The 14,351-nt window shown below is 50.1% G+C and carries 11 protein-coding genes and 3 pseudogenes; 10 read left to right on the top strand and 4 right to left on the bottom strand.

Annotation, left to right across the window (positions count from 1 at the left end; translation table 11 throughout):
• Positions 1–48: 48 nt before the first annotated feature.
• Positions 49–513 carry a dTDP-4-dehydrorhamnose 3,5-epimerase family protein gene (locus tag GRX66_RS00135; RefSeq protein ID WP_159524690.1) on the bottom strand — a complete coding sequence of 155 codons (465 nt, stop codon included), beginning with the start codon at positions 511–513 and terminating at the stop codon, positions 49–51.
• Between the two features lie 94 nt (positions 514–607).
• Here GRX66_RS00135 and GRX66_RS00130 point away from each other — a divergent pair.
• Positions 608–1,203, top strand: a pseudogene (locus GRX66_RS00130) (IS6 family transposase).
• A gap of 653 nt (positions 1,204–1,856) precedes the next feature.
• On the opposite strand, the gene GRX66_RS20650 reads toward GRX66_RS00130, so the two are convergent.
• Complete coding sequence (locus tag GRX66_RS20650) at positions 1,857–2,798, bottom strand: polysaccharide deacetylase family protein (RefSeq protein ID WP_159524689.1); 942 nt, start codon at positions 2,796–2,798, stop codon at positions 1,857–1,859.
• 106 nt (positions 2,799–2,904) lie between these two features.
• Here GRX66_RS20650 and GRX66_RS00120 point away from each other — a divergent pair, with 106 nt between their 5' ends.
• Positions 2,905–4,437 carry an alkaline phosphatase family protein gene (locus GRX66_RS00120; protein ID WP_159524688.1) on the top strand — a complete coding sequence of 511 codons (1,533 nt, stop codon included), beginning with the start codon at positions 2,905–2,907 and terminating at the stop codon, positions 4,435–4,437.
• A gap of 1 nt (position 4,438) precedes the next feature.
• Here the strand turns inward: GRX66_RS00120 and GRX66_RS00115 are convergent, their stop codons facing one another.
• Positions 4,439–4,621 (bottom strand): hypothetical protein, encoded by a 183-nt coding sequence (locus GRX66_RS00115; RefSeq protein WP_159524687.1) that lies wholly within the window; start codon positions 4,619–4,621, stop codon positions 4,439–4,441.
• 123 nt (positions 4,622–4,744) lie between these two features.
• On the opposite strand from GRX66_RS00115, the gene GRX66_RS00110 reads away from it, so the two are divergent.
• The 7 genes and pseudogenes from GRX66_RS00110 (at position 4,745) to GRX66_RS00080 (ending at position 12,336) form a co-directional block, all read left to right on the top strand.
• Positions 4,745–5,791: a glycosyltransferase family 4 protein gene (locus GRX66_RS00110; RefSeq protein WP_159524686.1), complete on the top strand. Its 1,047-nt coding sequence runs from the start codon at positions 4,745–4,747 to the stop codon at positions 5,789–5,791.
• Positions 5,792–5,987: 196 nt separating this feature from the next.
• Positions 5,988–6,609, top strand: a pseudogene (locus GRX66_RS00105) (IS6 family transposase).
• A gap of 470 nt (positions 6,610–7,079) precedes the next feature.
• A pseudogene (locus tag GRX66_RS19345) lies at positions 7,080–8,110 on the top strand (SDR family NAD(P)-dependent oxidoreductase).
• The gene (locus tag GRX66_RS00095; RefSeq protein ID WP_159524685.1) at positions 8,107–9,045 is read left to right on the top strand and encodes a dTDP-glucose 4,6-dehydratase; all 939 of its coding nucleotides are present in this window, start codon (positions 8,107–8,109) and stop codon (positions 9,043–9,045) included. The pseudogene GRX66_RS19345 and the gene GRX66_RS00095 overlap by 4 nt, the downstream one beginning before the upstream one ends.
• The gene (locus tag GRX66_RS00090; RefSeq protein WP_159524684.1) at positions 9,042–10,232 is read left to right on the top strand and encodes a DegT/DnrJ/EryC1/StrS family aminotransferase; all 1,191 of its coding nucleotides are present in this window, start codon (positions 9,042–9,044) and stop codon (positions 10,230–10,232) included. The genes GRX66_RS00095 and GRX66_RS00090 overlap by 4 nt, the downstream gene beginning before the upstream one ends.
• Positions 10,233–10,633: 401 nt before the next feature.
• Positions 10,634–11,671: a hypothetical protein gene (locus GRX66_RS00085; protein WP_159524683.1), complete on the top strand. Its 1,038-nt coding sequence runs from the start codon at positions 10,634–10,636 to the stop codon at positions 11,669–11,671.
• Entirely contained in the window at positions 11,668–12,336 is a 669-nt protein-coding gene (locus tag GRX66_RS00080) for an HAD family hydrolase (protein WP_159524682.1), read from the top strand. The genes GRX66_RS00085 and GRX66_RS00080 overlap by 4 nt, the downstream gene beginning before the upstream one ends.
• Before the next feature lie 45 nt (positions 12,337–12,381).
• Here the strand turns inward: GRX66_RS00080 and GRX66_RS00075 are convergent, their stop codons facing one another.
• Complete coding sequence (locus tag GRX66_RS00075) at positions 12,382–13,440, bottom strand: N-acetylneuraminate synthase family protein (RefSeq protein ID WP_159524681.1); 1,059 nt, start codon at positions 13,438–13,440, stop codon at positions 12,382–12,384.
• Between the two features lie 96 nt (positions 13,441–13,536).
• On the opposite strand from GRX66_RS00075, the gene GRX66_RS00070 reads away from it, so the two are divergent.
• Positions 13,537–14,292 carry a glycosyltransferase family protein gene (locus GRX66_RS00070; protein ID WP_267903043.1) on the top strand — a complete coding sequence of 252 codons (756 nt, stop codon included), beginning with the start codon at positions 13,537–13,539 and terminating at the stop codon, positions 14,290–14,292.
• The last annotated feature ends 59 nt before the right edge of the window (positions 14,293–14,351 follow it).

The following is a 14,351-nucleotide window of genomic DNA, read 5'->3' as shown; positions in this document are numbered from 1 at the left end:
AAATCCCACTATCCACTTAAAATAATTCATCCCCCTCAACAAATCGGCCTATCCGTGGACCTCCGCGTTCCAGTCGTAGGGAATGCGGTCGTCATCGTAGGGGATGCGCTCTTCGTCCGGGTTGTCGTAGTCGTAGAGGTTCGTTGGGTAGTTGATGAGGAACGCGGGCTCGTCACCGATAGCTTTGAAGCCGTGCCAGCAATCACCGGGGATCCGGATCACCTGTTGATTATGTTCCCCGATGACGAAGGTATTGAGTTCACCCTCCGTGGGTGAGGCCTCACGGTCATCATAGATCCCGACCGTGATCCGGCCCTTGGGGCAGGCAAAGTGGTCGGTCTGTCCTTCGAGGTGTCGATGCCAAGCTCTGACGACGCCAGGGTAGGTCATTGAGTAATAGGACATCTCCGGATCAATATTATACTCCTCCCAGTCATTCCGGAAAACTTCGACGAGGTGACCTCGTTCGTCAGCGTTCACTTTGAGGTCTCTGACCGAAACTCCCTCTATCATGTGCGATGATTCGCAGTACCGATGTATAAGTGTTGATTCTGCGAACGAGGACCGTGTTAAGTTAGGAGTGAGGCGGTCGTTAGTTCGGCTGGTTATGGCCGAATTCGACCGCCTCAGCGGAGGTACCGACTGGATTGACTTGGAGTTATGGAGCGAGAGCGGACACTCGAGCAGATCTTTGAAGCCGGTATTCACCTCCATCTTGGGGTCTATTACTTTCGAATAGCAAACAGTATCTTGATAAGTTGGGTGTCGAGCGAAGTCGCACCGTGATTCAGAATTGAGTTCGGAAAGCCGATCTACAGCCGTCTGGCGACGGGGCCCGAATTATATCGCAGTGGACGAGACGGTGCTTCGGATCAACGACGAACGTCACTGCCCGTACGCTGCTGTCGGTCCCAAAACTAAAGAATTCCTCCACGTTAGGCTGTTTCAGACGGGAAGTACGCAACTCACCATGCTGTTTCTCCGTGAACTCCACGAGAAACACTAGGTCAAATAAGGGACGTTTCTCATCGATGGAGGGCCCTATCTCAAAGCCGCCCTGAAGCGGCTCGGGCTCCAACTTCAAATAATTCGCCACAGGAATCGGAACAGTGTTGAACGTGTCTTTTGTGAGGTAACACATCGAACCCCTCTTCGTTTTCAAATACGTTCAGCAACGTGGAACCACCGACGGCAGAATCGTAGCTCCAAGCCTTCGCCACCTGGTGGAATCGATGCTAAAGTTAACACGACGATCTTGAGATGTAGGGCGTCGAGCAGAGTTGCACCGCGATTCACAATTGGGTTCAAGATACCAATCTACAACCGACTTGTGACGGAACTCTAAATCAGATCGCGGCTGATCAGATTGTGATTCAGATCAACGATGAACTACAATAGCTACACGCTATCGTTGGTCCCGAAATCAATGAATTTCTCCCGTTAGACTGTTTCAGACCAGAACCTCCTGACTCACTGTGCAGTTTCTTCGTGAACTTCGAGAGAAACAGCGGGTCATGCGGGCAATCTTTTCGAGGGTGGGAACTATCTTAAACCACCTCAGAGCGACCTAAACTCCAACTCAGATGACACGTTACCAATAATCGGATTGGTTGAAAAATATGTTTTCATGATTAAAATCCGACTATATTTGTTCTCAAATACGTTTAGCAGCGTGGAGTCGGCGACAGCAGACCGTAGCTTCAAGTCTTCGTCGTCTGCCGGAATCAATTATAAAATTAACACAAATCTATACTTATAAAATAAAACCTATCATCGGGTGGGTCAGATCTCAACTGTATCCAGATGACGCCTTCTGCTTGGATGTATGAGATAGAGTAGTAAATTACAAGATATCTTTAACGAGCTTCCCTATTCAGCTCTTCCATTGTTCTGATAGATAGTTGATTAGTGGCCCGGAGCTTCGAAACGTGTCGCAGGAATTTCTCAATTAGGGGCCATTGTACACCGTTAGCAGTCTCCCAGAGGTGGGACCAAATGTGGATATAGGAGTCTTGTCTGATGGCGGTCGAAAGGACATCAGTTAGATTACGAGAGTGTAATCGGCGTCGAACAGTTTGTGGTATGGCTCTAAACACGGGATGCGGATCCGCTTGTCCCGATCGAAGAAATGGTGCTGTTAATGATGGAAACTGGGTGCAATAGGTTTCGACTATGTCATCAACGACTCGTGGCGACGTAATTGGTTGCGTCCCAGTTAAAATATCCAATGCCAACTGTAACCGATTCGTGGCCTCGTTGTATCCTGGCGCACGAACTCGAGAGGAGCGCACGATCTCAATATCGTACTCGCGAAGAATTTTTCTCGGAGGTGGACTGTGACGAGGTGGAATAAGGGAAATAGGCTGGTCCAGTCCAAAGTTCTCGTGTGTTTTCATTACCTTGTCGAACTCCCATCTAAGTGTCTCGGGAGAGACATTCGCGCACTCTACGTGCGTGAAGGTGTGCGTGCATATTTCGTGATTAACAGATGCATCTCGAATATCATTGATCAAATCAGGGGCGTAGAAACGCGGGGCCTTTTCTGGACCTGTTTTCGGGACATCATCAAACCATCCAGCCTTGTGCCCACTATCGTATGATTTTAGAGGGGTGTCCCGGAGAAGATGACCAACCACATTAAACGTTATTGGCACTTCAATTTCGTCGCATAGATCAAGAAGCCGCTTGAGAGCGGAAGTTTCTGCCTCTCGGTTGGGGCTTAATACATCAAGCTTTCCATACTGAACAACACCCCATCCTAATTCAATTTCGACGCTGAAGGTGACTGTCGCAGGCATAACTCATCACAAAGTGACTACGCTTAATTGTATTATCATCTTTTCCAGTCACGAATGGGATGTCATTCACTGGCATTTTTTAATATGCGGGTGTATGTTTGTTTTAATGACCACCCCTCAGACGGTCGTTGTCGGGCTTGATGGCGCTCACTTCGAACTTATTCAACCTTGGATTGCCGAGGGAAAACTCCCGAATATCGAACGGGCAATCAAGAGCGGTATCGCGACGGACCTCGAGTCAGTTCTCCCACCAGTAACGTCGCCGAACTGGAAAGCCTACTCAACTGGCAAGAACCCCGGCAAGCTCGGTATATTCTGGTGGGAAAACATCGATGTCGAGGAGCAGCGCGTCTACTATCCTTCTGAGCGAAAGAATCTCAACGCTACGTTCTGGGAACTCGTCGGAGAAACCGAGCGTGTCGGCATCATAGGTGTGCCGACCACGTATCCTCCTAAGGACGTGAACGGATTCCTTGTATCAGGGGCGCCTGATGCTGATCGCTCTGGATATACGTTTCCGCCGTCGCTTGAAGACGAGTTGGAGGAGGAATATGGTTATGAGGTCACTAAGCGGAACCGACTCTCTGTCAATAGGGACGTAGCCGTCGAGGAAATTCTTGATCTTATCGACTCTCGCTTTACCGTCGGAAAATCGTTGGCAGAGGAGTACGACGTATCGTTTCTCCAGATCGCGACGTTCTACCTGAACTCGCTTCACCATTTCCTCTGGGACGACGAAGCCACGTTACGAGGCTGGCAAATAATCGACGATCACATAGGAGATTTCTTGGACGACGACACGGATCTCGTACTGATGAGCGATCACGGCTCCACCGAGATAGAGACGGTGTTTCACGTGAATTCATGGCTACAGCAGGAGGGATACCTCGCGTTAAATACGGGTATTTCGGAGTATCTCCACAGGGCCGGTATCACGCAGGAACGAATGATACGACTCGCCTATCTCTTTCGTATCCCACGGTTGGCCGAACGCCTCACACCGAATGCGCTGATTGAACGCCTGCCAGATGAGGAAGGTGGGTTGAGTCGGAAGAGCAAGACCGATACTGTCGATTGGGATTCGAGTATCGCACTGGCGAGTGGACAAGGACTATTATACTTGATGAAAGACCCGGACTCAGACGGATACGAACGAATCCGCTCAGAACTCATCGAAAAACTTGAAGAACTACAGGATCCTGCCGGTCGTTCGATCGCAACTGACATTTTCCGAGGTGAAAAGATCTACAGTGGGCCATATCTCAGTGAAGCCCCAGATATTGTTATTGACCAGAGACAGGGGGTGCATATCACCGGCGGAGTGGGAAGAGACGATGTCTTCGATACTCCGGATACTAATAAGTGGAAGGCAGAAAACAAACGCCATGGCTTGTTTGTTGCCTCGGGACCAAGTTTCAGCGAATCCAGCCCCAAAAAAATATCGATTTTAGATCTGGCACCAACGTTATTACATCTCCACGACTGCAAAATTCCTGAAGATATGGACGGAACCGTCCAGAAACGGATTTTCGCTAGAGACTCGTCTCCAGAACAACGGAACATCGAATACAGAAAAAGGCCCGAATTAGAGAACGAAGTGGATCATATCAGAAGAATCACTCGTGAATTGAATCTGTAGACTATTGTAAATATCCTAGATCTTGAAGCCGGTTTTCCATCTCTTCAGAGGAAGTTTGTGCTTCTAACTCGTCAATTACATTTTGCAGGATGACAACACTATATTCTTCGGCTGAATCAAATCCCTTCTCCTTTGCTCGTTGAGAGAGCCGCTCATGGAGTTGGTCATCAATATCAAGTTGCATTCTCCGTTAACTCTAATCGGATACATTACTTGAAGTTTTGCCTAATGATCCTGAGGAGTATTTCCCGAACAATACTTGGATAGAAAAATACAGGTGCGTTGATGATTCTGTCCTTACTGAGACATGGGCAGCAACATAGGGGTATTCGTTGGCTCCGCTTCCTCGTTCAATATTATTCGTGCAGCAGAGAACATCGGTCAAGCGCTTTCTGAGGAGTTTAGTGTCCATTTGGTGTCTACTAAAAAATCATTTGCCGAGGAGGTATCTCATTCATATGAACAGTACCACGGGACAACAGAGAATTCTTCCACCCTGGGAGAGATTAGCGCACTTCGTTCTTACATTGAATCGTGGAAACCTGATGCACTCTTCCAAATAACAGAACCACCAATTCACGGAACAATAGTCGGTTGCTTTGCAGCAGTATATGACATACCGTTCGTTTATCGCTACAGTGGGGATAGATTCTACGAATATCGAGATTCACTAGGATTCGATAAAATAGTTCACTTCGGTCTTAACAACGTTCTGGGACGGACTCCGCTCGTACTTGCTGAAGCCTGTGTTGCTCTGGGGCCAACAGGGAACAGTAGACTCGTACGCCGGGGAGTGCCTGAGGAAAATATCCGGATAATCCCCCCCATTGTAAATAAAGGTCAATTCTCACCGGACGGATCTTGTATTAGATTTGATACAGACCGTCACGTCGGGCTCTTCGTTGGAAGGTTGAGTAGAAGAAAGGGAAAAGAAATCATTGAGCGAAATCTGCCAAAGATTTTGGACAGGCGTTCGGACCTGCAGTTCGTATTTATAGGCGAGCAAACTGATCATTTTACTGTTCCACCACACTGTGGAGATAATATTACCTTTGTCGGTTCGGTTCCTCCTGAAGAAGTGCCGAAGTACTACAGAGCATCATCATTCATGATACACCCGTCGTTGTCTGAGGGTGTACCACGTGCCGTTTTGGAGGCAAATGCAGCAGGAGTCCCCACAATAGCGAGGGATGTGGGTGATGTCGGGTACGTTACAGATAATACGTTCACAACCGAATCCGAATTTGTAAATCTAGTTTGTGACTTTGAGTCGCTGCAACCCAATTCGGTCGACAGATTCACCGCAGATCGTGTAAAACCCGATTATGCTCGCTTATTTCACAAAATTATATAATTCGATTAATTTAGCTCTGTTGAATTAATATAGCATGATAGAATCCATGAAACTACAAAATCCGCCGGTTGGTAGGAAACGCCTCGAAGAGTAGATTCATTACAGTATTTTATATAAAAAGCGTTGTTAAATTATTACTATCTCTTGTGCCGACCGTGTCAAGTTAGGAATGAGACGGCCGTCAGTTCGGATGGTTATGGCCGAATTCGACCGCCTCAGCGGAGGTACCGAGTGACTCGACTTGGAGTTGTGGAGCGAGAGCGGACACCCAAGCAGATCATTGAAGCCGGTATTCACCTCCATCTTGCGGGCCTCTCGCTCTCGAATACCAAAACAGTATCTAGAGTGGGTGGGTGTCAAGCGGAGTCGCACCGCGATTCACAAGAGGGTACAGAAGGCTGATCAACAGCAGGCTGGCGACGGGGCTCCGAATCAGATCGCGGTCGGCGAGGCAAGGATTCGAATCAACGGATGAACGACACTGGCTTTACGCCGCTGTCGGTCCCGATACAAACGAGTTCTTCCATGCTAGGCTATTTCAGACAAGAACCATGCAACCTACCGTGCTGTTCCTCCGTGGAACCTGCACGAAACAGCAGGTCAAGTAAGCGACGTTTCTCATCGATGGAGGGTCCTATCTCAAAGCCGCCCTGGAGCGGCTCGGGCTCCAACTTCAAATAATTCGCCACAGAAATCGGAATGCTGTCGAACGTGTCTTTAGTGAGGTAAACGTCGAACCCTCTTCGTTTTCAAATACGATCAGCAACGTGGAGCCACCGACAGCAGAACCGTGGCTCCAAGCCTTCGCCGACTGGTAGAATCAATACTAAACTTAACACGACGGTACCGCTGAAGGACGCTCCGTTTCGAACGACTATGTACTCGTTGAGATTAACCAACGACTCGATTTATGGTATCATACTGGGGGACAACGACAGTCTCACCGACGTATCCGCCTGTGTCGTGGACAATATAGGCGGCCCGGGATACCAACGGTCCTGCGGGTTCGATGTGAGCGGAACCCCACAAACACTGCCCCGAGTGCAAGTACGTGAACTCCAAGTGCGAGTGGGTTTTCGGCTGTCAATCATTGCTTGATGGAAGCGACTATCGAAAGGCTGCGGAAAATATGCGGGATGACGTTCTCGCTGCCGGATCCAACCGTCAATCGTAATCGGCGAACGAGCCAATAGTTAACACCAACTCACACGAGCCGGCTATTCCGATATCCTCCCATTGCGATGTTGAACGGTAGATTGATTTGTCTCCTGGTCATGCCCATATTCGTATGTTAACCGACCAGAACATTCTCGTAACAGGGGGCGCGGGGTCTGTCGGTCGTGCCCTTATTTCTCGGTTTCTTGTAGAGGACCCAAACATCGTCCGGATTTTCGATAACAGTGAACCGGCTCTTACCGAATTACAATCGAAGCTTGATGATGAGAGATGTCGGTTTCTCTTAGGAGACGTCCGTGATAAAAAGCGCCTGGAACGAGCCATGGAAGGGATCGACATCGTTGTGCACGCCGCAGCGATGAAACACGTCGATATCTCAGAATACAATCCGTTTGAGGCGGTTAAAACAACGTTGTTGGATTACAGAACATCATCGATACTGCAATCGATTCAACGGTCGAGCGATTCGTATTCACGAGCAGCGATAAAGCAGCAAACCCTGCGAATACGATGGGGACAACCAAATTACTTGGCGAAAAACTAACCACAGCGGGAAATACGTACACTGGTGGAACCGAGATATCGCTCGCATCCGTTCGGTTTGGCAATGTGATCAATTCGTCGCAGTCGGTCATACCGGTGTTCAAAGAGCAAATCAAGACCGGCGGCCCGGTAACGCTCACTGACGACCGAATGACGCGATTCTTTCTCACCTACGACAATATCAAGCACTTAATTATGGGAGCGATCGAGCATATGAACGGCGGAGAAGTGTTTGTTCAGAAAATGAAAGCAATCCGCATCGAAGACTTGGCGCACGCAATGATTGACGTACTTGCCCCCGAATTCGGCTACGATCCGTCAGAGATCGATATCAAAATCATCGGACGACGTGTCGGAGAAACGCTTCACGAGCACATCATGACTCAGCGGGAAGCGGGGCGTGTACTCGAAAGTGAATCGTTGTTGGCAATTCCGCCGGAGACCCAAGACGGTCACTCTCAATACCTTTCCCATGACGGAATTGCTGGCTTCAAGCAAACAGAGCAGATTGTCCGAACGTCTGAATCCGCGGAGAAACTCGATCGAGACGAAATCACCAATCTCCTGAGGGCAAACGGAGCCATCGAGGTGATGCAATGACGGTTATCGTTACAGGTGCCGCTGGGTTCATCGGCAGGTGGGTGGTTGATGAACTCCTTTCGAGAGGTTACGATGTCCGTGGATTAGATAATCTCTCGAACGGCAGCCAACGGAACGTCCGTGCATTCCAAGACAATCCGTCGTTCACGCTAATTGAGGGCGATGTACGGACGCAGGCAGACGTGGAGGAACTGTTCGTTGAGGATGCCGAGGCATGTATTCATCTCGCCGCGGAGATCGATGTGCAGGAAAGTCTCGACGATCCGGCCTCACATTTCCAGACAAACGTCATTGGTACTCAGCGAGTGCTTGAAGCCTGCCGAACACGGGATGTTCGGCTTGGATTGGTAGGGACATGTATGGTGTACGATATGGCCGATTCGGAAGTGGGGATCGATGAAACACATCCCGTCCAGCCTGCGTCACCGTATGCTGGAACAAAGCTCGCGGCCGAGAACCTTGCTGAGTCCTATTATCACGGGTTTGACCTGCCGGTGACGATCCTCCGGCCGTTCAATACCTACGGACCGTATCAGAAAACCGGGATGGCCGGTGGCGTCGTGTCCATTTTTACCAGTCGAGATCTGGACGATGAGCCGCTCAAGATATTCGGAGAAGGGACTCAGACACGGGACTTGTTGTACGCGACTGACTGTGCCCGGTTCATTGTGGATGCGACATTTGCTGATGCCGCAATTGGGGAAGTGATCAATGCCGGGACCGGCCGTGATATCTCGATTAATGATCTTGCTGAGCTGATTGCGACAGAGGGGACCGAGATTACACACGTGGAACACCACCACCCACAGAGTGAGGTACAGAAGTTATTGTGCGATCCGACGAAGGCCAGTGAACTCCTCGGCTGGGAACCACAGATATCTCTTGATGAGGGAGTCACACAGTTACGTAAGTGGCTGAACACGGAGGAAGCATGAGTAGGAATCAAACCCCCGCCATCGCAGGGGGAGATCCTGCATTCCCGGAGGGGATCGGGTACGGCGGGCAATCGATCGGCGAAGCTGAGAAAGAAGCTGTTCTGGACGTGCTGGACCGGGATTACATCACACGCGGCCCCGAGGTCGAAGCCTTCGAAGAGGAGATCGCGGACTTCGTTGGTGCCGACCACGCCATTGCAGTTACATCTGGAACCGCTGCCCTCCATATCGCAGGGTTGGCCGCGGGTCTCGGATCGGGTGATGAGGTGATCACTACACCACTCACCTTCACGGCAACGGCGAACGCGGCCTGTCACGCCGATGCCGAACCGGTCTTTGCGGATATAAAACCTGATACCCGTAATCTCGATCCCGAGGCTGTCAGGGAACGGATCACTGAGGATACAAAGGCGCTCATTCCGATGCACTATGCAGGCCAACCGTGTGCAATCGATGAGCTACTGGAAATCGCCGACGAACACGACCTTACTGTCATTTGGGATGCCTGCCATGCCTTGGGATCGCGCTACGACGGTGATCGTATCGGCAGCGAAAGCGATATGGCGATGTTTAGCTTTCATCCCGTGAAGAACATTACCACTGCCGAGGGTGGAATGGTCGTCACCAACGACGACGACCTCGCCGAGCGCCTTCGTTCCTATCGCTCCTTCCAGATGTCCTCCGACCACGAAGGCCATGAAAACGAACCCTGGTATCAGGCCACCGAAGGCGTCGGATTCAACTACAATTTCACGGATATCCAGGCTGCGCTGGGCCGCATGCAACTTGATCGCATAGAAGAGTTCAAAGAACGGCGTGACGAGTTAGTTGAGCGATATGAAACTAAACTCGACGACATCGGCGGAATCGAGATACCGACTGTTAAGGATAGTGTCGATCCGATGTGGCACCTATATGCGATCGAAATCGATGAGGCGTTTCCTTGCTCCCGCGGTGAGTTCGTGCGCGCAATGCATGCGGAGAACATCGGTGTTCAAGTCCACTATGTTCCGCTGCATCACCACCCACATTTCCAAGAGGTACACGGCTATTCAGCCGAGCAGTTCCCCGTGACTAATCGGCTCTATGATCGACTCGTTTCACTCCCCCTTCATCCCGGTATGAGCGACGAAGATCATGATCGGGTCGTTACAGCGATCCACCAGATCGCGGCTCACTACCAGTAATACTTCCATATTGCCCCAACCACCGTTTAGGTGTTGTATTTCACTTCCTATTGGTGGAAGAAGCGCATAGCTACCATGAACCGTCGAATCGGCTGAGGGTTATGCAGCGGATTGCACTCTGATTCAGACAGTTCGTCATGAAAGTTGGTTTCTGTTAATCTATTTATTAAGGAATGAAAAACAACAATCTCATTGATCAATAATTGCATGGATCACGTTAACGGCGGTGTTCAGATATGGATGATGAATGAGGGGTTCGTCCTCCGATTTTATATGTCTGAAAACGACCGCGTCAAAGGTTCTATGAGCGATATTTAGTCAGGTTAGAGAACCAGCATTTCTGAACACTACGTGCTGACTCTACGAAGGTTTTTATACTGTCGTCTGCAGATTTTCGGTGAATGCTAACTGTTCTGGTAACAGGTTCTGGTGGTAATATCGGGGCCAATATGATTAGAGGACTCCGCGAGTGGGACAGAGACGTGAACGTCGTCGGTACTGAAGCCAACAAGTATTACGGGTTTCTGTCTGAGGCGGATAACACATACCAAGTGCCACTCGCTTCGGACGATGATTATCATGGCCGTTTAGAAAAAATAATTGAACAAGCATCAGTTGACGTCGTTCTACCGTCAAATGGATGGGAAGTGAATGCAATTAGTCAGCATGCCAACCGTCTGAACGCGAAGACAGCACTTCCTCAAAGTGACGCGGTCACACGATTTCAGAATAAATGGACTCTTTATCAACTCTTAAATAATACTGATGTTCCAACGCCGAAGACTACGTTAGTGGAGAACCAATCGGATATCGAAGCCGCGTTGGAATCCATTCCGACTGATGACGTTTGGGTCCGGGGAACTGGAATCAAGGACTATCCCGGTCGGCAAATGCATGATCCGGACCGTATCGCGGATCGTATCGACTCCAAGAATGGATGGGGGAGTAGTACTGTGTCGGCGTACTTGGCAGGGGATGACCTCACTTGGCTCGGGGTGTTTGACCAAGGAACGTTAGTCTGTAGTCAAAGTCGACAGCGACTTGATTACGGAGAGTCACAATCATGGGGAACGGGCGCACCCACCGTATCACGGACTATCCACCGGGATGACCTAAACGAGCTGGGCGAACGCTCAATCAAGGCCGTTGACGAGTGTCCACACGGTGTATACTTTACCGATTTTCGGACCAACGACGAGGGCATTCCTCACGCAACTGAAGTAAATCCGGGCCGTCTCGGAACGACTTCGTCTGCGTTCTATCTTCGTGCAGGCCTCAATCTGACTGCTCTGTTGGTCCAGATTGCGCTCGAGGAGCGGTACGACACCCCGCCGACGTATGATGCACTTCCAACCGACCTCAACTACATATCGAAAGCACACTGCAATCCAGTAATTGTCACTACGGACGAAATAGAAAACAAGGGGTTCGAGACGTGACACTAGATGTTATTGTATTCGACCTCGATGGGACGCTCGTCCAACTTGACTTCACCGGTGAGGGGATGCAAACAGTTCGATCAAATCTCCAAGACGTGTTCAAGCAGTTTGGAGTTGAATACGAGTTCAGGCCACTGCTCGTAGACCTTACGAGCGCACTTGAAGAGGTCGCTGAGCAAACCGACGAAGAAACCACACAGAGAGTCCGCAATGATGCGTTCAACCAAGTAGAAGCCATGGAGCGTGACGCAGTTTCACGCCAACACATCTACGAAGACGCATCCACTACCGTGAGACGAGTGGCAGCCAGTGATACGACTTTGGCTATTGCGACGAACAACACTCGCGAAGCGGCGGAGAGAGCGATTGATGCGGCGAATTTTCCAGACCCCGACATTCTCGTGGCAATAGACGACGTTGACAAACCGAAACCTGATTCTGAAATGATTAACGAACTAATCGAGCGACTTGATTCGGAACCAACCTCGTTGGCAATTGTCGGTGACCGGCCGGGCGATGCAGAGAGCGCGATCGCGGCTTGTGAAGGAACTGGGATAACTGCTCACACCGTTCTAGTCTGTCGAGACGGTCAAGCCATAGAGGACTCAGAAGTGGTCGACGACATTGTTACGTCACTTCCCCAAGCCATTAATAATCTTTTTTAATTTTCAAAAATTTAGAATCAGATGATTAGATATTATTTATCTAGTCTACTGGTCCTCCTGCATAGGGTCGACGATATCGTCCCAGGTAATGCCGGCGTCCTTCTCAATGGGGGCTTTGGCGGTTCTACCGAGTAGATCGTCGTAGTCTGCCGGCGGAGCGCCTTTATCTTGCTTACCGGGCCGGAGGACGGCGACCTTCTCTTTCGTCAACGTCTCGCCTTCTGCGATATCGCGGGTCGCGTGAACTGAGCGCCGTGCAACCTCGTACGTATGCGCTTCGATTTCCTGCACGCCAATATTTCCATCACCGAGTGCATTTTCAGTCTTCCGAACAGCGTCAACCATTTCGGCGAGTTCAGCGGGTTCGAGAGCAAACGAGTGATCTGGTCCCTCCATCGACCTGTCCAATGTGAAGTGTTTTTCGAGAATAGCCGCACCACGGCTTACGGCGGCCGCTGGTGCGATGACAGGGTCTGTCGTATGATCAGAGAGCCCGACTGGGACTGAGAACGTCTCACGTAATGTGTCTATGGCGCGTACGTTAATCCGATTTATTGGCGTCGGATACGACGACACACAGTGGAACAGAGCCACGTCGGTGGCCCCTGCTTCTCGGAGGGTTTGGACTGCAGTCTTCACTTCCGCCAGTTCGTGAGCACCAGTTGACATGATGATTGGCTTTCCTGTCTCGGCGATTCGCTCAAGAAATGCAAGATGGGTTATACTGGACGAAGCAATTTTGTAGGCAGGGATGTGCTCGTCTAGCAGTTCAATAGCTCGCTGATCAAACGGTGTTGCGAGAAATAGGACATCTCGTCGTTCACAGTGTTCGTGTAACTCTGGAATCCACTTGCGTGGAAGTTCAAGCGTGCTAATAACGTCGTGAATGCTTTGGTCTTCGGCTAAGTCCTCGTCAGTGCCGCTATTCTCAACGTATAGATCGTCAGCAGCAAAAACTTGGAATTTCACCGCGTCAACACCCGCTTCTGCCCCTCTATCGATAAGTTCTTTCGCCGTTTCGAAGTCACCGTTGTGGTTCGATCCAGCTTCTGCAATGACGAACGTCTCGTCACCGGTTCCGATTTGGTGACTGCCAATTTCCATTAAACGAGTGTTCCGGATACGACGGGATAAATCTATGCAGGTCCAATAGATGTTGAACAAGAAGACTAATTCTGGCTGAACCCTAACGTGTAACCGATGAATACGATTGCTGTCATTCAGGCCCGAATGGGATCGACGAGACTCCCAGGAAAGGTTATGCTGCCGCTTGATGGAAAACATGTTCTCGAACGGGATATCGAACGTGTCTCGCGGGCAGAGTCGATCAACAAGACAGTCGTCGCAACAAGTGTTTCAACTGCCGACGATATTGTCGAGCGATATGCTGCACAGTGTGGCGCCACCGTCTACCGTGGATCTGAACCAGACGTACTTGGCAGAATGTATAATGCAGCAACAGAAGTATCCGCTGACGTGGTCGTGCGCATCACCGGTGATTGCCCACTTATCTCACCACAGGGAATCGACGCAGTGGTGCATCGCCTCCAAGAGTCAGACGTGGACTATGTTTCGAACACTGTGAAGCAGACGCTTCCCCGTGGCCTCGATGTGGAGGCATTCACATATGAAAGTTTTTCGACAGTGGAGCGCCGGGCCAAGTCACGTGAAGAACGCGAACATGTTACGTTGCACTACTTGAGGAACCAAGATGAATTCGACATCGGCAACGTTTCAGACGAAGAGATTTTCGATGCACCCCACCTCCATGGACGCGATGATCTCAGGTTAACTCTCGACGAGGCCGACGACTACGAACTCCTCCGGCGAATCTACGAGGAAATGCCGACTGACGAACCTCTGGAGATAGAGGATGTTGTGACCGTCATCGACGAGAAGGGGTGGGCAGGCATCAATCAAAACATCCAACAAAAGCACCCGCCAGAGCCTGAATAATGACGACTTTCGAGAAATCTGATCGGCAAACCGTTCGTTGTCTCAAGTCCATACCGTCT

This window comes from Halobacterium bonnevillei, assembly GCF_009831555.1.
GTDB lineage: Archaea > Halobacteriota > Halobacteria > Halobacteriales > Halobacteriaceae > Halobacterium > Halobacterium bonnevillei.
Note: the sequence above shows the minus strand (reverse complement) of the source record. Positions and strands in the feature narration are given on the sequence as shown.

Excerpts from the sequence above, each read along its gene's own strand:
- GRX66_RS00135 (WP_159524690.1), bottom strand. The coding sequence starts at position 513 with ATGATAGAGGGAGTTTCGGTCAGAGACCTCAAAGTGAACGCTGACGAA.
- GRX66_RS20650 (WP_159524689.1), bottom strand. The coding sequence starts at position 2,798 with ATGCCTGCGACAGTCACCTTCAGCGTCGAAATTGAATTAGGATGGGGT.
- GRX66_RS00120 (WP_159524688.1), top strand. The coding sequence starts at position 2,905 with ATGACCACCCCTCAGACGGTCGTTGTCGGGCTTGATGGCGCTCACTTC.
- GRX66_RS00115 (WP_159524687.1), bottom strand. The coding sequence starts at position 4,621 with ATGCAACTTGATATTGATGACCAACTCCATGAGCGGCTCTCTCAACGA.
- GRX66_RS00110 (WP_159524686.1), top strand. The coding sequence starts at position 4,745 with ATGGGCAGCAACATAGGGGTATTCGTTGGCTCCGCTTCCTCGTTCAAT.
- GRX66_RS00095 (WP_159524685.1), top strand. The coding sequence starts at position 8,107 with ATGACGGTTATCGTTACAGGTGCCGCTGGGTTCATCGGCAGGTGGGTG.
- GRX66_RS00090 (WP_159524684.1), top strand. The coding sequence starts at position 9,042 with ATGAGTAGGAATCAAACCCCCGCCATCGCAGGGGGAGATCCTGCATTC.
- GRX66_RS00085 (WP_159524683.1), top strand. The coding sequence starts at position 10,634 with ATGCTAACTGTTCTGGTAACAGGTTCTGGTGGTAATATCGGGGCCAAT.
- GRX66_RS00075 (WP_159524681.1), bottom strand. The coding sequence starts at position 13,440 with ATGGAAATTGGCAGTCACCAAATCGGAACCGGTGACGAGACGTTCGTC.
- GRX66_RS00070 (WP_267903043.1), top strand. The coding sequence starts at position 13,537 with ATGAATACGATTGCTGTCATTCAGGCCCGAATGGGATCGACGAGACTC.